16 protein-coding genes and 1 rRNA gene are annotated in these 20,866 nt (G+C 41.7%); 8 read left to right on the top strand and 9 right to left on the bottom strand.

The features are described from left to right. Positions 1 to 122: 122 nt before the first annotated feature. The 4 genes from EYR97_RS02915 to EYR97_RS02905 all read right to left on the bottom strand — a co-directional run bounded on the left by EYR97_RS02915 (position 123) and on the right by EYR97_RS02905 (position 5,708). Positions 123 to 3,212: an SbcC/MukB-like Walker B domain-containing protein gene (locus EYR97_RS02915; RefSeq protein WP_242634868.1), complete on the bottom strand. Its 3,090-nt coding sequence runs from the start codon at positions 3,210 to 3,212 to the stop codon at positions 123 to 125. A gap of 11 nt (positions 3,213 to 3,223) precedes the next feature. Next, positions 3,224 to 3,838 (bottom strand): AAA family ATPase, encoded by a 615-nt coding sequence (locus EYR97_RS22120; protein WP_242634867.1) that lies wholly within the window; start codon positions 3,836 to 3,838, stop codon positions 3,224 to 3,226. Beyond that, positions 3,838 to 5,175 carry an exonuclease subunit SbcD gene (sbcD, locus tag EYR97_RS02910; RefSeq protein WP_131092351.1) on the bottom strand — a complete coding sequence of 446 codons (1,338 nt, stop codon included), beginning with the start codon at positions 5,173 to 5,175 and terminating at the stop codon, positions 3,838 to 3,840. The genes EYR97_RS22120 and sbcD overlap by 1 nt, the downstream gene beginning before the upstream one ends. Positions 5,176 to 5,384: 209 nt before the next feature. Further along, a complete protein-coding gene (locus EYR97_RS02905) occupies positions 5,385 to 5,708 on the bottom strand; it encodes a DUF3718 domain-containing protein (protein WP_131092350.1) in 324 nt (107 codons plus the stop codon). 332 nt (positions 5,709 to 6,040) lie between these two features. Between EYR97_RS02905 and EYR97_RS02900 the strand changes: the two genes are divergently transcribed. Further along, the gene (locus tag EYR97_RS02900; RefSeq protein WP_131092756.1) at positions 6,041 to 6,640 is read left to right on the top strand and encodes a YigZ family protein; all 600 of its coding nucleotides are present in this window, start codon (positions 6,041 to 6,043) and stop codon (positions 6,638 to 6,640) included. A gap of 190 nt (positions 6,641 to 6,830) precedes the next feature. On the opposite strand, the gene katG is transcribed toward EYR97_RS02900, so the two are convergent. Then, a complete protein-coding gene (gene katG, locus EYR97_RS02895; protein ID WP_131092349.1) occupies positions 6,831 to 9,131 on the bottom strand; it encodes a catalase/peroxidase HPI in 2,301 nt (766 codons plus the stop codon). Between the two features lie 389 nt (positions 9,132 to 9,520). On the opposite strand from katG, the gene EYR97_RS02890 reads away from it, so the two are divergent. The 6 genes from EYR97_RS02890 to EYR97_RS02865 all read left to right on the top strand — a co-directional run bounded on the left by EYR97_RS02890 (position 9,521) and on the right by EYR97_RS02865 (position 15,468). After that, entirely contained in the window at positions 9,521 to 9,832 is a 312-nt protein-coding gene (locus tag EYR97_RS02890; protein WP_131092348.1) for a hypothetical protein, read from the top strand. Between the two features lie 240 nt (positions 9,833 to 10,072). Continuing rightward, positions 10,073 to 12,322 (top strand): VTT domain-containing protein, encoded by a 2,250-nt coding sequence (locus EYR97_RS02885; protein WP_131092347.1) that lies wholly within the window; start codon positions 10,073 to 10,075, stop codon positions 12,320 to 12,322. After that, the gene (locus EYR97_RS02880) at positions 12,310 to 13,017 is read left to right on the top strand and encodes an endonuclease/exonuclease/phosphatase family protein (protein WP_181409128.1); all 708 of its coding nucleotides are present in this window, start codon (positions 12,310 to 12,312) and stop codon (positions 13,015 to 13,017) included. Before EYR97_RS02885 ends, EYR97_RS02880 begins: the two co-directional genes overlap by 13 nt. Positions 13,018 to 13,247: 230 nt before the next feature. Further along, a complete protein-coding gene (locus EYR97_RS02875; protein WP_131092346.1) occupies positions 13,248 to 13,613 on the top strand; it encodes a response regulator in 366 nt (121 codons plus the stop codon). Then, positions 13,610 to 14,194, top strand: a complete 585-nt coding sequence (locus EYR97_RS02870) for a chemotaxis protein CheX (RefSeq protein ID WP_131092345.1) — start codon at positions 13,610 to 13,612, stop codon at positions 14,192 to 14,194. Before EYR97_RS02875 ends, EYR97_RS02870 begins: the two co-directional genes overlap by 4 nt. Continuing rightward, complete coding sequence (locus EYR97_RS02865) at positions 14,194 to 15,468, top strand: sensor histidine kinase (protein WP_131092344.1); 1,275 nt, start codon at positions 14,194 to 14,196, stop codon at positions 15,466 to 15,468. The genes EYR97_RS02870 and EYR97_RS02865 overlap by 1 nt, the downstream gene beginning before the upstream one ends. 63 nt (positions 15,469 to 15,531) lie before the next feature. Here EYR97_RS02865 and EYR97_RS02860 read toward each other — a convergent pair whose 3' ends face one another. Then, complete coding sequence (locus tag EYR97_RS02860; RefSeq protein WP_131092343.1) at positions 15,532 to 16,563, bottom strand: MBL fold metallo-hydrolase; 1,032 nt, start codon at positions 16,561 to 16,563, stop codon at positions 15,532 to 15,534. Positions 16,564 to 16,725: 162 nt separating this feature from the next. Here EYR97_RS02860 and EYR97_RS02855 point away from each other — a divergent pair, with 162 nt between their 5' ends. Then, positions 16,726 to 19,119 (top strand): DNA polymerase II, encoded by a 2,394-nt coding sequence (locus EYR97_RS02855; RefSeq protein ID WP_131092342.1) that lies wholly within the window; start codon positions 16,726 to 16,728, stop codon positions 19,117 to 19,119. A gap of 335 nt (positions 19,120 to 19,454) precedes the next feature. Here the strand turns inward: EYR97_RS02855 and EYR97_RS02850 are convergent, their stop codons facing one another. The 3 genes from EYR97_RS02850 to rrf form a co-directional block, all read right to left on the bottom strand. Continuing rightward, on the bottom strand, positions 19,455 to 19,949 hold the full coding sequence (locus EYR97_RS02850) for a hypothetical protein (RefSeq protein ID WP_131092341.1): 495 nt from the start codon (positions 19,947 to 19,949) through the stop codon (positions 19,455 to 19,457). A 22-nt stretch (positions 19,950 to 19,971) separates the two neighbouring features. Further along, positions 19,972 to 20,547, bottom strand: coding sequence for a glycosyltransferase family 2 protein (locus tag EYR97_RS02845; RefSeq protein WP_131092340.1), 576 nt, complete (start codon positions 20,545 to 20,547; stop codon positions 19,972 to 19,974). A 169-nt stretch (positions 20,548 to 20,716) separates the two neighbouring features. Further along, positions 20,717 to 20,832, bottom strand: a 5S ribosomal RNA gene (gene rrf / locus EYR97_RS02840). Between the last annotated feature and the right edge of the window lie 34 nt (positions 20,833 to 20,866).

The raw sequence follows: 20,866 nt of genomic DNA, 5'->3' as shown, positions 1-20,866 counted from the left end.
CAAGCACGCATGGATCACGCGCATGCATCTCGCGCATGACCCATTGAGATTTGAAGAAAATAAACTACCCAGTTACGTATTATCTGCGCTTACATTCTTTGCGCTTACATTCTTTGCGCTTACTATACAGCGCAACTGTACTGTTTCTCTAGGGCACTCAACCCAATGCCGTTGCGCTTAATAACTTTAAGCTGGGTGGGAATACGCTCTTTCATGGCTTCAATATGACTGATCACGCCAATCATTTTTCCGCTGGCATTTAAGTTATCTAAAGCATCAAGCGCCACATCAAGCGTTTGTGCATCTAGCGTACCAAACCCTTCATCAAGAAACAGTGAGTCGATACTGGTTTTGTGGCTAACTAAATCAGATAGGGCTAGCGCAAGCGCTAGACTTACTAGGAAACTCTCCCCGCCCGACAGCGTTTTGGTGTCTCGCGCCGCGTCACCCTGCCAGGTATCCAGCACACTTAAGCTTAAGCCTTCGTTTTCCTTGCGCACCAACTGATAGCGCCCATGTAACTTATCTAGCTGTTGATTCGCCAGCTGTACTAAGTTATCCAATGTCAGGCCTTGTGCAAAGCGTCTGAACTTATCACCACTGGCAGAACCAATAAGCGAGTGTAAGTAAGTTAAATCATCGTAATATGTCGCAAACTCTGACATCGATTTTATCAGTGCTTGCTGCTTTGATTGTGCATCATTGTTGGCTGACAACTGTTGCTCAATTTGCCCTAATCGTGCCAACAAGCTGTCTCTTTCACCTGATTTTTGCGAAAGGCGCTCACTAACCCACTCATCTCCATGCTCTGTTATTATCTGTTGCCAGGTTTGTGCTTGAGGGTGACTAAGTAGTTTTTCTTTTTGTGCCAGCGCATTACTAACCAGTAACTCTGCATGCTGTTGCTGTTGCACAAGTTCCTTTTGTAACTTCAACAGACGCTGCCGTTCTTCATCGTCAAGAAGCGCTTGTTTAAAAGTAGCTTCGTTATCAAAAGGGCTTGCTGCAAGACGTTCATCAAACTCTTGCTTGGCTTGACGTAGACTATCGTGTTTTTCTGTTTTCTGCTCGGTAAGCTGGGCAATTTCAGCAGTCAACTGCGATACTTTGTTATCCGCTTCTTGTTGATGCTTTGTGTGCTTACCAAGCTGCTGTTCAATGTGCTCAATATCAGCACGTGCCGAGGCTCTTACCGCATTAATGTCTTTTTCAGGGAACACTTCATCACGCTTTGTAGATAGCGCACTTCTTTCATTCTCAAGGCTAGCGATGTCTTGTCTTACTTCGTGCAACTGCCCAGATAGGCTGTTGATGTCTCTCGAAACGCCATCTAATTCATTTTTAATAGTGGTAACTTCAGGCTCTACAGTGGCTTTTTGCTGCTGGGTTTGTTTGTAGGTTTTTATCAATTGCGCTTTGTCGTGTAACCACTGCTGAAGTGCCATATTTTCGGGCACGTTTAGGCCTTGTTTGTGAATGGCGCCAAGTAAGTTTTCAGTGCGCAGTTGTAAGCTTTTACGCTTAGTTTCCCGAGCCTCAGAAAGCTTTTGCAACTGCTTAACCAGCGTTTGGCGTTCTTGTTCAGCTAATTGTAATTCATTGTGCTTTGTTGCTAGTAAGTTGTTCTGATCAGTCCATTGTTCAGTGGCTTCTTTCACCGCTGTTTCGGCCACAGTGATTTGTTGCAACTGCGTTTCAATTGTTTCGAGACGTGCTTTATATGTGCGACCAAATGTGGCGAATGCGTCAATGTCAGCAATTTGAATATAAGCTAAATTATTAGATTCGTTGTCTAAATCAGCCGTCACAACACCATGCAGTTGCAACCACTTTTCGCGTAAATTTTCAAGATTAGTGGTAAGTTGAGCGCGCTGCTTCTCCACCTGCTTTAAGGTAAGCTCAGTTTGTGTCACCGTATCTTTAACTTGTGACCCTTCCTGCTCAATCTCATCTAACTGTCGCTTTAGTTTATCGCGCTTAAGTACGGTTTCTGGTAAGTCAATTTCAACGCTTGATGTGGCATGCTCGTTCGCTCCGCAAACAGGGCAAGGCTCACCTGCCTTTAATTGAGCGCGCAACTGAGCAACTTCTTCATCTAGGGCGATAAGCGACTCAATATCCTTTAGGTTACTTCGCGTTTGTTTATAGCTTGCCGCAAGATCATTTCTAAGCGCTTGCTGCTTAAGAAGTGTTTCCGTTAAGGTTTGAGCTTGTTGATGTAATGTCGCGCACTCGACCTCAGAAGACGTAAACTGCTGTTGAATATGCTCTAGTTTAAGCACGTTGTCCCAATGCTTTAGTTTGGCAGCGCGTTCTTGAGTTAAGCTTTCTTTCGTGCCCGTATCAAGAAGTTGAGTAAGCGCATACTGAGTTTTTTCAACACCTTCTTTATATGTGGCAACGCGTTGACGTAGCACTTCAGTTTCCTGAGCAAAATTCTCGCACTTACTTTCAATAGCGCTACGTTGTTCTAATTCACTTTGGTATTGGCGTTCTAGGTTGTCGAGTTCATTTTGCTCGCTGGTAATGTATTGCGCACTCTCACTCCAGCCACTTACAAATTCTGCGATTCCACCTATATCACGATGTTGATCTAAGTACTTTTCTAGTACATCTAATTCGGCTTGCTTACTAGTAAAAGCGTGCTCACAACGGGCCTTTTGCTTTTGTAATTCATCTAAAGACGTTGAAAAGCGGGCGTTGTTGTTTTTCAACACATTCAAGGTTTTATCAGCGTGTTCAATGGCGTTATCTAACGGCAGAACATCATCATTAATACGCTTTTCCAGCTCAGTTTGATGAACTTTCGCACCCGTTAGTTGCTGCTGCACTTGCTCTACTGCTTGCAGTGCTCGCTGCTTATTTTCCTGAGCGGTTGGCAGCGCTTCTGCTTTTACACTTAGCCGCGCGTCTATTGCAGAGATATCATCTTGAAGAGATTGCATAGACATGAAAGGTACGCGCAGTTTCTCTGCAGGCTCTGCCTTCGCCAACGTATCCAATTCGTTGCTGGCACGCTGAAAGGCATCATCGGATAAACCCTTGGCCTCGTTGGCTTGAGTTTGCGCTTTAGCGCTTTCATCTAATGCTAATTGCCATTGCTGCTGTTGCTGTAAAAGCCCTAATTCACTATTGAGTGCATCTACTTTTTCTTTTACTTCAAGCACATCATTTTGTAATGCAGCAACGTCTTCTTCATTCAATAAAGACACGCCCTCTAGCTTTAATTCAAATTCTTTTTGGTTTGTTTTGCCTGAGTAAATTGCTGATGAACCGCTTGTGATATTTGACCATAGATCTCAGTACCGGTGAGCTCTTCTAGCAGCTCTGCTCTATCGCTTTCATTGGCATTTAAAAATGCAGCAAAGTCTCCCTGTGACAACATCATCGATTTAGTAAACCGAGCAAAATTAAGACCTGTTAAGCGCTCAATTTCTTCGCTCTTAGGGCGTATTTGAGTAGCGAGCACTTTACCGGTTTCAACTTCAGCAAGTTCAACATCTGCACTTTGCAAATTACCATCGACTTGACCTCGCGCCCGGCGCATACTCCAAAAGGCGCGATACGCTTTACCTTTAATATCAAATTCGACCTCGGCTAAACATTCAGCGGTGCCACGGGTCATAATGTCATTCGACGAAGCCGATATGGCGCCTAATCGGGGTGTTTGGTGATACAAAGCAAGGCAAATGGCATCCAACAAGGTGGTTTTCCCAGCACCTGTTGGACCTGTAATTGCGAACAACCCATTATCAACAAAGGGCGATTGGGTGAAATCTATTTTCCATTCGCCTTTTAATGCATTTAAGTTCTTAAGGCGTAAATTGAGTATTTTCACTACAGCTCCTCACCTTTGTCTTGCTGCTTGCTACTCACAAGTTCTTCAGACTTCACATCCTCACTATTACCTTGAACAAGCTCAAGGGCTTCAGCAAACAGTTGCTCAATACGCGCCTTTCTGTCATTTGGTGGACCTGCTTCCTGATCTGTATACTCACTTTCTTCTTCGATATTCTCTAATGCCATACGTGCAGCAAAAACTTCGGCCACTGACAATTCACTTAGTTGTATATTCTCTTTCTGAGACAAACTGGACTGCTGGCGCTTGCGAACCCGTTTAAGCTGCAGAATTTCTGCATGTTTATCTTCTAACAATGCCTGCACACGCTGTTGCAAGTCGGTTAGATAGTCTTGGGTTTCAACTTCAATACATAACCACACGGGGTTATCGCTTGTGGCCTTTTGAATTTCAGCGCTGTGGTTGATGGCATGCTCAATGGCAGGTAAATCGCCTTTTATCACCGCCATCGCTTGGAAACGAGGAACTGCAATTGGTGTAATAGTAGGCGTGCTAGCTGATGGCATTTCTTCACTGTTGAAGTCAACCAGCACCACTTGCTTTTGTGTATTTAACTCGTCAAAACTCAGTGGAATGGGTGAGCCGCAATAACGTATATACTCTTTACCTGCCACTTTTTGCGGCCTGTGAATATGCCCAAGTGCAATATAGTCAGCAGGAGGAAAACCAGCAGCATCAAAACCTTCAAGTGTGCCTATGTAGATATCTCTAACACTTTCTGACTGACTTACGCCTAACGCAGTTAAATGGCCAGTAGCGATAATGGGGATGTTTGGATTAATAGAATCACGTAATGTGCAAGCCTGCTGATACAAGCTGGCATAGTGCTGTTTAATGGCATTGCCCAAGTTTTGTCTTTTATCAATTGCGCTTTGTCCGGCTTCGCTGGTCACCACATCACGCGGACGAATAAAAGGCACAGCACAAAGAATAGCAGCCTGGTTACCACTTTTATCCTTTAGCGCAAAAACTTGCTCACTGTCATCAATATTGGTACTCGCTACCACATGACTATTTAAGTACTTTAGTAGCGCTTTACTTTCATTAAGTACCGACACTGAGTCATGGTTGCCACCAAGCACCACCAGCGTGCACTGTTTGTTCTGCAGTTCGCCAATAAATTCATGGTATAACTCGCGGGCATAACTTGGTGGCGTTCCCGTGTCGAAAACATCACCGGCCACAATGAGCGCGTCAACGCACTTCTCTTCCACCTCATTTAATAACCAACGCAAGAAAGCGGCATGTTCATTTTTACGGCTTTTAGTAAAGAAACTCTGACCTAAATGCCAGTCAGATGTATGTAGTATTTTCATGAAATAGACGTACCAGAAATGTCACTGTGGGGTTTTATGTACTGAACATTCGTGCACTGTTCGCACACGGTGTTAACGAGCGCGTAAGTATGTATTGAGGAACTATAGTGATTTTCTAGTGGAGTGACAATGTAGATTACCCACTCATACTGCAATTTGTTGAGTGGGTAATTATGTTTATGTGACTAAATAGCATGTAAACCGCCAAGCTATTTGGTGTAAGACACGCTTGCGATGTTTTGTGTATTCACATTCAAGTAGTCTTTAATTGCTGCGCTATTTTGGCCATAGGCATCAACAAAGTCGGCAACCGATTCGCCATTACACTTCATCTCATTAGCAACATATTGCTTGCTAACTACAGAATTCTTTAAGTGATTGTGAAGTTTAATTTTGTTGCCTTTAGCTGCTAGTACGCACAGTTCAGACGTCAGAGAATTATCCGCAGCTTCAATTTTCGGAGAAGCCATAGCTGCGCCAGTGAATAAAGTGGTGAAACCAACGATTGCGATAGTTTTAACAAGAGTTTTCATAATATATTTTCCTTTTTAGGTAGTTCAACGATGTAACACTTTCACTATTACAAGCAGCGCGCCAACTTTACTTTTTTCATAAAAATCAGATTGATACATGAAATCCAAATATTTAGGCTTCTTACCTCAATACTGCGCAGAACCACTTAAAAACAAAAAAGGCTAATAATTGGCCTTTTTGACCACTTGTGGTGACGGGTAAATGTAACTGAATATGATCAAGTGTGATTGAGTTAATCATGACCTCAAAATTCTTCATTGTTATCCTGTTGGAAAGCCGTACAATCATGCCTTCGCATTCATCCATAGTGAGTCACTTTTTTATAATCCTCATGAGTTATCCCGTCCCCGCTACTCCCGTTGAAACCCTATATGAAGTGAAAAAAAGTAAGTTCATTGCTTATGCTGGCTTTGCGAATTCTCGTGAAAGTGCCATGGCACTGCTTGATAGTGTAAAACAACGATATCCCGATGCTCGCCACCATTGTTGGGCCTATGTATTTGGCTCACCGCACTCACCGCTAAGCGCAGCTATGTCTGACGATGGCGAGCCAAGTGGCACCGCGGGAAAACCAATATTAAATGTGCTTCAACACAAAGATATTGGCGATATTATGTTGGTTGTTACACGTTATTTTGGTGGAATAAAATTAGGTGCTGGCGGGTTAGTTAGAGCTTACTCTGCTGCTGCACAGCAGGCCATTGATGCGCTTGAAGTGCGTGAAGAAGTAACGATGTCAGAACTTACTGTTGATGTTGACTTTAAACACGAACAATTCGTGCGACACTTAGTAGAGCAAGCCACTGGGAACGTTATCCATTGCGATTATTCGCACTGTGTGACTATGCAGATTTCACTCCCTGAAACACAATTAACGGATTTTAGAAAGCAGATGGCTTCGATATCAATGACGATGAGTGATGCTGAGTAGCCTGCCGCGAGGTTTGTGAGCAATGGCGGTCAAAGCATTTTAGAACCCAAAGCTTATCGATTTAATATTCTACTACATATTCGTTTGTATGTTCGTCTGCACACTGTACCAATAATAAAGGGGCCGAAGCCCCTTTCAAATTAGCTTGTCTTTCAAAATAATTTGGTTTCCAAATTATCCTAACGCAAAGTTACTTTGATAGTTTCGCGCTTAAGTCGTGGCGCAAGTCAAAGCGGTCAAGTGTCATCACTTTGGTCCATGCATCAACGAAGTCTTGTACAAAACGCTCCTTCGCATTGTCGTACGCATATACTTCTGCAACAGCACGCAACTCGCTGTTAGAGCCGAATACCAGGTCTACAGGCGTACCTGTGTAAAGTACTTCACCGGTTTCACGGTTCACGCCTTCATAAACTGATGGATTGTCAGTCTTTCTCCATTTGATACCCATATCAAGCAGGTTTACGAAGAAATCATTGTTAAGCGTACCCACGTTGTCAGTAAATACACCGTGTGAAGCGCCATCGGTATTTGCACCTAGTGAGCGCATACCACCTAACAGTACCGTCATTTCAGGTACGGTTAAACTTAGCTGGTCAGCTTTGTCAACCAGCATATCAGTGGGTGAACGATAGCTTGCTTCTGGGTTGTAGTAGTTTCTAAACGCGTCAGCAGCAGGCTCTAGTAGCGAGAAAGAGTTCACATCGGTTTGCTCTTGCGTTGCATCTGTTCTGCCTGGTACAACTGGTACGGTTATTTCAACACCCGCGTCTGCAGCAGCTTTCTCAATAGCAGCGGCACCACCGATTACAATCAAATCAGCAAGCGACACTTTCTTCTTAGAGAACATACCTGAGTTAAAATCTTCTTGTACTGCTTTAAGCTTCTCAATAACAGTACTTACCGTTTCCGGCTCGTTCACTTCCCAGCTATTTTGAGGAGCAAGTGCAATGCGTGCACCATTAGCACCACCGCGGTAGTCTGAAGAACGGAAGCTCGCCGCCGATGCCCACGCCGTTTTCACAAGTTGCTGAACGGTCAAGCCAGTATCGAGTATTTCTTTCTTAAGCTTTTTAACGTCTTTGTCTGACACCATTTTGTAATCAGCTTTAGGTACTGGATCTTGCCAGATGAAGTTTTCTTCTGGAATATCGTTACCTAAATAACGCTCTTTCGGCCCCATATCGCGGTGCGTTAGTTTGAACCACGCTTTCGCGAATGCAGTTTGATACTCTTTTGGATCAGCCAAGAAACGTTCAGCAATTTTGCGATACTCAGGGTCGTACTTAAGTGCCAAGTCTGCAGTGGTCATTACTGGCGGATTCTTTTTGCCTTCAACGTGCGCATCAGGTACTGAAGTATGCGCTGCTTCATCGGTAGGAACCCAAATAATTGCACCAGCAGGGCTACGTGTTTGCTTCCACTCAAAGCCAAGTAGGTTTTGCAAGTACAAGCTTGTCCAACGGGTAGGCAGCTGTGTCCACGCACCTTCTAAACCACTGGTTACTGTGTCTTCTGCGTTGCCTTTTCCACAGTTATTTTTCCAACCAAGACCTTGCTCTTCAAGGCCAGCACCACCCGGTTCAGCTTCTAGACAATCAGACGGCTTATGGGCACCGTGCATTTTACCGAAGGTGTGACCACCAGCAATCAATGCAACAGTTTCTTCGTCATTCATGGCCATACGACCGAATGCTGTGCGAATATTTTTCGCTGAACCCACTGGATCAGGCACTCCTTTAGGACCTTCTGGGTTTACATAAATCAAGCCCATGTGTGTAGCACCTAACGGGCGTTGAAGTTTGCCGTCACGCTCTTCACGATCACTTGCCAGCATCTCAACTTCTGGGCCCCAATACACCATATCAGGTTCCCAATCATCGGTACGACCGCCTGCAAAACCATAGGTATCAAAGCCCATGTTTTCCATACCAACAGTACCTGCGAGGATCATAAGATCCCCCCATGACAGGCTCTCACCGTACTTCTGCTTTATTGGCCAAAGCAAGCGACGCGCTTTGTCTAAGTTGCCATTGTCAGGCCAGCTATTAAGTGGGTCAAAACGCATTTGACCACCATCACCGCCACCGCGACCGTCTAGTGTTCTGTATGTGCCGGCACTGTGCCACGATAAACGAATGAAGAATGGACCATAGTTCCCGAAATCAGCTGGCCACCAATCTTGCGATGTGGTGAGCAATTCGTTGATGTCTTTTTTAACTTGGTCCAAGTCTAACTTTGAAAACGCTTTAGCGTAGTTAAAGTTATCACCAAGCGGGTTAGAGCGGCTGTCATGATCTCTTAGAGGAGAAAGGTCGAGTTGATCTGGCCACCAGAATTGGTTGTTCTTTGCTTGAAATGCTTTTGCCATACCCGTGCCTTTTGCACCGGCTGGTTTTGTCATTTGGTCGCTAGCAAGCACACCCGTTGCACTTAGCGACAATGCAACGAGCGCTGATACTGTGGTTTTCTTAAACCTAGTTGTAATCATGTTCTTTTCCCGTCTTACGTTATAGTGATTGCTAAATTAACAATTCATTTACTTTGTCGTTAACAAAGATAGACAGTACGACCATATATTTAAAGTTGATAAAATGGATTCAAGTGATTGAAAAATCCAATTAATAAAAAAACCATCAATATCAAACAATTAAAATAAAGATCATCAATATTAAAACGCAACACCAAGTTATCTGCACAAATATTGATTAATTCTAAAATTGAAATTCACATGAAGAATTGTGAACAGAAAACATCGACATTAAAAATTGCAAACGATTGCAAGAAGGGATTTTTATTGCTAGTTTTGCTTGGCTATGAACACGCTTTAGAACCAGTTTATTTCAAAAAAAAGAAATATAGCTTTACAGAAATATATCGATGAAAAAAAGTAGACATTGTCCCAATTGCGGATGGAAATTTCCCATCGCCAAAATAAATGCCCCTATAGACAGAAGTAACGGTAAGCACTTTAACTGCCCAGAGTGCCAAACCTACTTAGTGTATAGAACCAATCACGACAAACTCTACAAAATATCTACCATGCTCATCGCACCTGCAACACTTATGCTCTATCACTACAAAGACATTCCCATTGTGAAAACCCTAGCAACCTTTGTTGTATTACCTGTCATGGTAGTCTTATCTGTAATGTGGCGAAAAGGGGAATACATAGAGCGCTATAAACCATAAATATATTAAGTTACTACACATCCCTGTGAAATGTTTACACTCCTGCAAATGGCTTTTTTAGGCATCATGTAAAAGCCTATCATCAAATTACCATTACAATTCACTATGTTACTGGCTTTTTCTTCTCGATTTCGCATTGGAATAAATTCTGCAGCTTTTAGTTTCTACATTGAGAATTTTTGATAAGCACTGCTTTTTCGCCAGCTATCGCTGAAAAGAATGAATAGTAGGAACGACTTTATGAAACCGAGTAAAAATATCTTTCAACCCGGACAAAACTGCTGGGTTAAAAGTACAGCAGATTTCTCTACGCCTCTTATTGACTGTGCAAACTATTACAAAGCGTTGCATAGCGCTATCGTGAAGGCGTCACACAGTATTTTTATCGTCGGTTGGGACATTGATAGTCGTATTCGGCTATTGCGGGGTGAGGATGAAAAGCAAAGTAAAGCCCCAAGCGTAATTAGCGATCTATTAGAATGGAAAGCAAAGCAAAATCCTGACATAAATATTTATCTTCTTCGTTGGGACTCTTCATTGGCCTTTTTTTCGCAAAGAGAAATGTGGGCTAAAGAAGTCTGGGATGAAAATACGCCCGACAACGTACAAGCTGAACTAGATGACTCAATTCCATTAGGTGGCAGCCAACATCAAAAAGTGGTTGTAATTGACGATGAGGTCGTATTTTCTGGTGGAATGGATGTGTCTACAAATCGATGGGATACCCGTGAGCACCCTGTTGTATCGAGTGAACGACATGGTCCAGATGGTGAGTACGGCCCGTTACACGATGTACAAATGGTATCTAGTGGCCCTGTGGTTAAAGACTTTGCCAAGCTTGCGCGCTGGCGCTGGCAACGTGTGGCAAACACTTCGCCGGTGGACATACGAGAAAAACCAGTCAATTCAAACAACGATGAATTACCAAGTACGTGGCCTGATGGCTTTCCTCCAATGTTCAAAAATGTGGAATGTGCATTAGCCCGCACAATCCCTTTTATGGATGACGTGAAGCCTGCGCAAGAAGTTAGGCATATGTTGCTGGACCTTATTAGCGAAGCAGAATCATTTATTTACATTGAAAATCAATTCACGGCGCGTATAGAAATAGCCGAAGCACTAAACAAGCAACTTAAATTAAAACCCGATTTAAGTGTGATTATCGTCAGCTCTTTTGAACCAAAGGGTAAATTTGAGTGTGAAGCGTTTTGGGCGACAAGAAGAGAGTTTAAAGCTGTTGTAGAAGAAGGTATCGATAGCCAGCGCGTTAAACTCACCTACTCCTCTATTCAAGACATGCAAGGGCGCACAGCTTACAAGCGTATTCATTCGAAGGTAATGACCATTGATGATAAATACTTGGTTATTGGTTCTTCTAATTTAAGCAATCGCTCAATGACGCTAGATACAGAAATAGACACGATTCTGTTTGGTAATTCAGAAGATAATAAAGCGATGATTGCACACGTTCGCGACGACTTACTTGCTGAACATACAGGAAGAACATTGGAGGAAGTGGCTGAGTTATTGGCTAAGTCAGCTGAGTCAGGCGCCGAACAGTTGCCGGTTGAGGCGTTAATGCACGGTCAATTAGCCCATGGCTATGTGCTTACCGAGGTTAGAGATGAAATATTTACCCAGACATCTACCGATAATATGTATCGCGCACTGTCTGATCCAGAAGAGCCGCTAATTTCGCTACCAACTCTTGGTGGCGGTGTGATACCCGCACGCAATCCGAGAAGACGAAGTATTATGATGCTGATAGCGCTTGTCTTTGTGTCTATTTTCGCTGGGCTACTTTTCTGGGCAAGTCAATCTATTGAGTGGTTGAGCTCTGAAAGCATTAGTGCATTTTTGGAAAAAAGTAGAGGCACTTACTTCGCACTTCCTACGGTATTACTGGTTTACGTTGTGGGCGGGCTCTTATTCTTTCCCGTCACTGTATTGTCTCTTGCCGTTGCTGCTATTTTTGGCCCTATTTGGGGGCCTATTTATGGCATTATGGGGGCGTTACTTAGCTCTGCCATTTTATTTGCTATCGGAAAGGTAGCAGGAAATGCAGGCCTTCGAAAAATGGGCGGCCCTAAAGTGGCCACCATTGACGAAAAATTGAAGCGAAGTGGCATTGTTGGTGTAGCCGCCATACGCATGCTACCTGTTGCGCCATTTAGTTTGGTTAATCTCGTCGCCGGTATTTCATCTGTAGGCATAGCGCAATTTTTAGTCGGCACCTTTCTAGGTATGTTTCCGCCTATGATTGCAAAAGGCTTAGTCGGTGATTCTATTGCTCAAATTTGGCAAAACCCATCTGTTGCCACAATTAGCTATTTAGCGATTGGTATCGTGCTGTGGGGTTTACTCATTTGGGGTTCGCAAAAGTTCGCCCGTTACTATCAGCTTAAAAAACAGCAATCTGGCGAATCGACCAACACATCAACACCAGATATGAATGAGCCTTCAAACGACGGTGAAAAATGTACCGCATAATTACGTACAACGTACATAGCGGCGTTGGTACAGACAAGAAACAAGACTACCAACGTATCGGGCGCTTTTTGGCAAGTTCGGGAGCAGATATCGTTTTGTTGCAAGAAATGGATACACGCTCGCCTTTGCGCTCGGTGCAACAGGATGTAAGTGACGTCACTTATCATGGAGAGTTTACGCTTGTCCCTTCCCCTACCATTACAACGGACCATGGATGGTACGGAAACGCTATATTAACAAAGCTAAGCGTAAGTAGTTTTGAAACTATTGAAATTAGTCAAGAAGGGAGAGAACCCAGAAATGCACAAGTGGTAACACTGCGACATAACGACAAGTATATAACTGTAATTAACGCGCATTTGGGGTTAAAAAAATGGGAACGACGGGCGCAAATATCACGTATTCAAGTCTATCTCGCTAACAAACTGTCCGCCATGTCTGTTCCAGTGATACTCGCTGGCGATTTTAATGAATGGCAGTTTTTTTCTGGTGCGTTCAAAAAAATAAATACTCTGCTCACCAAAGTATCAACTGGAAGGACATTCCCTAGCACCTTTTCGTTCTTTTCACTTGATAGAGTGTGGGTGTCGAAGAACCTCCAAATAAAGCAAGTTATAAAGCATAAAAGTAAACCCATTTCATTGATGTCAGATCATCTACCGATACAGGTGACTATAGACGTAAAGCAGAAGTAAACAAAATTAGTCCTTGGCAAAAACATGTGCTTGAATTCGTAATTGAAGCACAATTAACCAAAAGCATAATAAGCACAATAGTCACTTGTGTCATATACTAATTCATAAACAATGTCGAAACTTTATCGTTCGAACTATAGTTTTTAAATTAGATTGTTGCAGTTACGCAAATCTGGCACATAATTTAGTTCAGTGATATGTGCAGATAATGTGGCTTCGGGAGGTTGTTTATGTCAATTTCTGTGTTGGTTGCTGATGATTCTAAGCTGTCTAGGCGAAGTGTTATACGTTCTCTACCACAAGAGTTAACTTATAATATTGCTGAAGCAACAAATGGAGAAGAGGCAATCCATGCTCTGTCTGAGCAAAAGTTTGAATTGTTACTCTTAGACCTGACAATGCCAACTGTAGATGGCATTGGTGTACTTAAGTTCCTTAACACAAGTGAATCTGCCCCAAATGTGATCGTTATCAGTGCCGATTTTCAGCCAGAAAAACAAAAAAATGTGATGGAACTTGGCGCAAAGCGGTTTTTGCGAAAACCCCTAGATAAAGACGAATTGGCAATGGTTTTCTTTGAGCTGGGGTATTTATGAGTAAAGTACTTTCTCTAAATTCTGAACAGCAAGACGCTCTTCAAGAATTACTCAATATTTCTATGGGTCAAGCTGCTAACTCATTAGCGCAACTTATTGAAACGAAAATAGACATTTCAATCCCCAAAATTTCCGCCGTAACACCTACACAATTATTCAGTTTGCTCTTTGAAACCGAAAATGCATATTATACGCGCCAATCGTTTCTGGGAAATATCCACGGCGAAGTTATGTCGGTTATTTCTCGCTCGGGACTAAGTGAAGTCGCAGAACTCATGGACTATGACGAACCTTTGAGTAAACACGACATTCAGGAGATTATTTTAGAACTTTGCAATATACTTGCAGGTGCCTGTTTGTCTGGGCTTTCAGAGCAACTAGAATTAATAACTAACCTTAACATGCCTACATTGTTCCAGCCTAAAAAAGCAAACTTTGATGAGCTTAACTGGCAACATAGTTTAGTCATGGAAGTACAGTTTGAAATTGCTATATCGTCATTCATTATGCGCGTTGTTTTCTGCTTAGATGATGTTTCTCTATCAAAAATAAAGACTACGCTCGATGAGATTCTAGAGTAATGTTTGAGCAATTGGTGGACAAGCTACCTGTTGGAATAGGTATCATTGATGAGAGCTTTAATATTGTCTATTTCAATGAGTTCTTTCTTGATCACCTACCTCTAGAGCTAAGAGACAATTACAAGCAAAGTTCAATTGCCGAGCTCTTTCCTGAGCAAGGGAAATTCTTAAATAGAAGACTCAAATCGGTGTTTGTGCTACAACATCCCAGTTTCAGTTATTGGGAACAACGCCCTCATATTTTCCCTTTCAAGAGCTCTCGCCCGATTACAGGTGAAGAGACGCAGATGTATCAAAATATGGAAATTATCCCAATTAAAGATACTAAAAGCGATGGCAAGCTCGCATGTATATTTCTACAAGACGTTACAGCGCAAGCTAGCTATTTTAAGGCACAACAAAAATTATCAGAAGCTCTTCGCAGAGAGCATGAAAAACAACGGCAACTCATTCGGAAATTGGACTCGGCGCAAAGTCAGTTAATTCAAGCTGAAAAAATGGCCTCAACAGGGCAACTTGCTGCTGGTATTGCCCATGAGATAAACAATCCCATAGGGTTTATCAATGCCAATATGCACACTTTTGCTCATTACACATCAAACCTTCTCGCAATATGTAATGGAATTGAAAAACGACTTAACGACTTTAACGATGATCTCAAACATCAAATGGAGGCTTTATTTGAAGCCAACCAATACGGTCTCATTAAAAACGATATTGATGAACTTCTGGAAGAATCTACAGAAGGTCTCATTCGTGTTAGAGATATCGTTGATAACCTTCAAAGCTTCTCAATAGAAACCGCAGAAGGCCTTCAGTCTGTAAATGTAAATCAAGTTGGCCGCCAACTTATTTCACTTATTTCGGCGCAATACAATAGTATTAAATACATTTTTGAAAGCGACCATGATGAAATTAACGTCATTGTCAACCCAGCTTCGTTCAAACAAGCTCTTATGAACGTAATGCTAAATGCGGCCCAAGCCACCAGTGAAAATGGCTTCGTTAAACTGAGTATCATTGATAAAGGCGAATCGATTTGCTTAAAAGTACTCGATAGCGGAAGCGGTATTTCACCTCGGAACTTAAGTCGTATATTCGAACCATTTTTTACTACTAAACCCGAAGGACAGGGGCACGGTTTAGGCCTTTCTGTTGCTTATACAGCTATTGAACAGCACCAAGGGAAAATCAAGATAAATAGTAAAGAAGGTAAAGGGACGATTGTCGAAATAGTACTGCCTAAGCAAGAGGCTATTGACTCCTCATCGTAAATCACAATACGATTGGTTAGTCTATAGTATTTCCCACATAGCGCATATAGCGTAATTTGTCACTTATCCAGCTAGTTGCTTTACCTGTGTCTGACTATATTCGTAAACTCCTAAGTCATTCAAACGCCTTGCGAGCAATCCTTTACTAATAAGATAATTGAGATGCGCTATACATTCTGCGACAGCGAATACCATATTTCGTACACCTAGCTTTCTCTTAAACATGACAGGTAGTAAAGAGACTACAGTTTGGGGTTTCTGACAGGCTACTAACAACGCATCGATATGCTCATTGTGATGCGCTATGAGCTCTTCTACTCGTTCGTGTAAGCCAACGAAAGGAAGTTTATGTGCAGGCAACACTATGACATCTTCAGGTAAATCATAAAATTGGGGGAGCGTGTCTAAGTAGTCTTTAAGTGTATTGGCGTCGGGCTCTGTAGAGTATGCTCCGATATTAGGTGTAATAATTGGCAGTACATGATCACCCGATATAAGGATATTCTTCTCTTTATTAAACAAACACGCATGTTCAGGAGAATGCCCTTTTCCAATGATGATATGCCACTGTTGCCCACCTAAATCCAATGTCATTTGATGGCGAAGCCGCGTGAAACTCAACGGTACAGGAGACACCACACTGCTGTAGCCTTTGTTATCCCCCGCCGTTAGTTGGTTGATCATTGACGAATCTAGCCCAGCTTGGTGAAAATACCGTTTGTCACGTTCCTTTGAAGCGCCAGAACTCCCCGCACTAAATGCGCGAGCACTAAAATATTCTGTTTGCGACATATAGAAAGGAACATCAAACGTATCGGCAATCCAGCCCGCTAAGCCAATATGGTCAGGATGTAAGTGCGTAACAATAACGCCACTTATTGGCGCGTCTAGTTGACTGAATATCTCTTCCCACAGCGCCTTGGTTTTGGACGTACCTATTCCAGTATCAACGACAACCCAGCCTTCATTTGTTCGAATTAGATAAAGATTAATATGATCCAGTTCGAAAGGCAGAGGCATAGTAAGCCACATGATGCCATCGGCAACTTCAATTAATTGTCCCGGTGCAACTTGCTGCTCATATAAATAATTCATCGTGATAGTTAACTTTACTCTACTTTCTGGTCTTCAATTTTTATCGCGAGTAATAGGGAAAAACAAACGTATCTGTCGAATAGAGATCTATAGGAGACATTGATAGCAAAAGGTATACTGTTGCGCTTTGTACATAAAAACGCAATGTAACGTCGTAAAAGCATGCAAGATGCGAACATTAGACAAGGTTTTATTCTAAATAAAGCAACGTTTAACCGTCAGGGTAAAACGTTTGTAGAACTGTGGGTCAAAACTGATACTGGAACAATACGACTTATTACCGCACCTCAACAGCCTACGTGCTTTGTGGCTTTGTCTGAACTAGATAAATTACAACGTATTGCTGAAGACCGATTAAGCCACTTAAGCTTCTCTGATGACAACTTTAAAACGTTAGCGCAATTAAAAGTAGTTACAGTTAAAACCCATACCGAGCAAGCGATGCAACAACTTCGTCAACTTGCTCAAAGCCATGCCATCACACTTTTTGAAGCAGATATAAGAGTTGCCGACCGCTTTTTAATGGAACGCTTCATCTATGGCTCTATAGAATTTATACACCCGACTTCTAATACTAATGTAAACACCGATACCATAGAAAACGCACAGGTAAGGCCTTGTGAATATAAAACCACATTTAGTGCCATTAGTATTGATATTGAATGTAACGAGCACGAAGAGTTATTTAGTATTTCACTAGCAGGTGACGCGATTAACGAAGTCCTGCTTATTAAGCCACCTAGCTTTTCTTTAGAACAAATCATTGCAGAGCACTCCAATCAATATAACCTCACCGTTGTTGAAGATGAACAATCATTACTGCATCTATTTAATAAACGTATTAGGGATAACGATCCAGACATCATTCTTGGATGGAATGTTAAGCAGTTTGATATGGCGGTTTTAGCCAGGCGAATGAAGCACTGCAACGTTAAGTTCGCTATAGGTAGGCAAGCTCGTGATGCGAAAGTCCGAGAGTGGGAAGATCAAACTATCGTCGATGTGCCTGGTAGATGTGTAATTGATGGAATAGAGTCGCTAAAAACCATGACATTCCAGTTTGATTCATTTTCTCTAGACTCAGTTTCATCGGCGTTATTAGGTGAACATAAGCTTATTCAAGATGACAATAAACTCGAGGCCATCAAACAACTTTACCTAAACAACCCTGTGGCGCTTTGTGACTACAACTTTAAAGATGCGGTATTAGTAAACCGCATTCAGGAAGAAACCCAATTTATTGACTTTCTGGCCTTGCGTGGAACATTAACTGGACTAGATCTTAACCGACCTGGTGGATCAGTTGCTGCATTTTTAAATGTCTATCTGCCAAAGTTACACCGAAAACACTATGTATCAGGTGTTCGCCCTGAAAATGGGGGCCTAGCAAGTCCGGGAGGATACGTTATGCGCTCTCAACCGGGTTTATATAAAGATGTACTTGTACTTGATTTTAAAAGCCTTTATCCATCTATTATTAGAACGTTTAAGATCGACCCTCTTGGACTAGCTGAAGGATTAATTGCTCCAGATACTGCAATAGAAGGTTTTAAAGGTGCACAGTTTAGCCGCGACGAACATTTCTTACCGGGTATTATTGAAAACTTGTGGCGTCAACGGGATGAAGCCAAAAGGAACCAAGACGCACCTCGCTCTCAAGCAATTAAAATATTAATGAATTCGTTTTACGGTGTGTTAGGTAGTGGCGGGTGTCCATTTTATGATCCGCGGCTAGCCAGCTCTATTACCCTTAGAGGACACGAAATAATGCAACAAACCGCAGCCTGGATTGAAGAGCTTGGCTATACGGTTATTTACGGTGATACAGACTCTACATTTGTACATGTAGAGGGTCAAAGTAGTTTGGGCGACCCTAAAGAAACAGGCACACAACTGGCCAATATTATAAATAACAAATGGCATGAACTACTACGTACTAACCATGATATCGACTGCCATTTAGAAATTGAATTTGAATCTCATTTTTCCACATTTTTCATGCCGACCATTCGTGGTTCTTCTGAAGGTAGTAAAAAGCGTTATGCAGGGTTAAAAAGCGACGTCATAAATGGTGAGCTAAAAGAAACACTTGTATTCAAAGGGCTTGAGAATGTGCGCTCGGATTGGACTAATTTAGCAAAAGCGTTTCAGTACGCCCTTTATCAAAAAGTGTTTGCCGGAGAACCTGTTGAGGGCTTCATCCAACAAACAATTGTGGATATTAAAAATGGTAACGTAGATGAATCGCTTATTTATAAAAAGAGGTTGAGGAAACCACTTTCATCTTATGTAAAGTCTTTACCGCCACATGTTAAAGCAGCGAGGCTAACCGATGCAATGCGTAAAGAGAAGAACTTACCCCCTAAATATCAATCTAATACATCAATTTCATATGTGATAACGACGCAAGGGCCTCAAACCATTGACTACCAGTTTGCTCCACTCGATTATGATCACTATATTGATAAACAAATAAAGCCCATTGCAGAAAGTATCCTCCCCCTCATTGGCCTTAGCTTCGAGGCTATCACTACAGATCAAATGTCGCTTTTTTGACGCTATGTCATGTAAAAATAATACGTGTCACTTCACTTGTAATTAACTAGACTATCTTAATAACACGTCGAGGAAGGCCAGAAGAAATCTTTGAAGGTTAACAAATAGTTGACTTAACTTAAATACGATAACGCTCCACTGAAAATAATTACATCTTAACTTTGTAGTATTTTATAAGCGCCAACTTAATCATTGAGAATAAAGTCCGTGTCCTTCGATACTAGAGCCTGTGTATCTTTGTTCATTCCAAACCGAGTTTCAGGTAATGAACGAGTTGCGTGGTTTGGTTATTCCAAATTAGAAATTTAATTAATCAAATGCTTACAATTTTACTATTATTGTCTATTACGAATTATTTCTATTTCAGATAGAGTAACTCCCGCTAATAACCTTTCGAACCCCTGCTTATTTGCTAAGTAATTTTCTCCTACAATTTTTACTACCTGCAAATATCGTGAATCTACATGCTCTTTAGCTGTTTTAAAGTAGTCTGTGAATTTTTCATGCTGCAAATGTTTGTCCATAAACTTTCTATACTCTACGTAAGATGTTGTGTTGTAGTTAAACGTAATAGGGTTGGATACATTGTAAAAACCAGTTCTATTATTTTTCAATTCGAATACAGTGGAGTCCTGATTTGCAAGAGGGCGTCCTCTCAATAGCATTGCAATGTATTCATACTGGGAGCGGTTTTTTCGGTGTAAAATATAACCGTTTAGTGGAGTGTTAGAACTGTCAACTTGCGAGTTTTGAGCGTTTATGCATTTGAGAATTTTAGCATCATCAAACTTCTGGAGCACCCCTTCATCAAGAGTGTTGTGAGGATTCATCTGTTGTGGTCTTAGATAAGCTTTATACAAGGGTTTTTATTTGTCGAGCAGACTCTACTTTTATTTCTTGCTGCAAAGCAGAAGTAAACAGGCTATCTTTCTCAAGTTTGTTAAACCATTGGAAAGACAAAGAATCGAAAATTCCTACATCGTTACATACTTCACTAATTGTTTTATTAAGATCTACTGGAACCCAAAATTCATCAATGTCTAAGAACATAATAGCATCAGCAGCAGTCTGAATTTCAAAACAACTCCTATAAACATGGACTTGTGGCGCGGGAATACCGCTTGTAAAGATATTATCGCTATTTATGAACTTAACCGGATGATCTTTCAATAAAAGAGAAAGCTCTTTTGTATTATCGTCACATCCATTGTAGTAGATTTCTATTTCGCTAAATCCAAAGTAAAGATGGTGAAAAATCCACTCAGGCAAATACATAGATTCATTTTTGGCAACAGCTACTAACTTAACATGGTGCACTTCTTTTGATGTAATATACCTGTTAAACCATAACTTGAACTGTTTTTTCCAACTAAAAAAAATACTTTTAATGTCAGATAATCTCTCTTTATAAAAAGTATTTTTTTCCATTGCTATTTTACAACTCCATTGACTTATAACTACGATTCTATACTAACGTGCATTACTGGCATATTAAAAGTCGTTGCATGTTAAGTTCAGATTATAATTAAAAATTACAATACAAATTTAAAGGCCAGAAAGCAAAAAACCCGCCGTTAGGCGGGTTTCTCGAATGGGGACCTGGCAGTGTCCTACTCTCACATGGGGAGACCCCACACTACCATCGGCGCTAATACGTTTCACTTCTGAGTTCGGAATGGAGTCAGGTGGTACCGTATCGCTATGGCTGCCAGGAAAAAATTGTTAACAATCTGGGAAATCTGATATC

Origin of the sequence: Alteromonas sp. KUL42, assembly GCF_006538325.1 — a bacterium.
Taxonomy (GTDB): Bacteria; Pseudomonadota; Gammaproteobacteria; order Enterobacterales; family Alteromonadaceae; genus Alteromonas.
The sequence above is the reverse complement of the archived record's forward strand: the minus strand, read 5'-3'. Positions and strand labels throughout refer to the sequence as shown.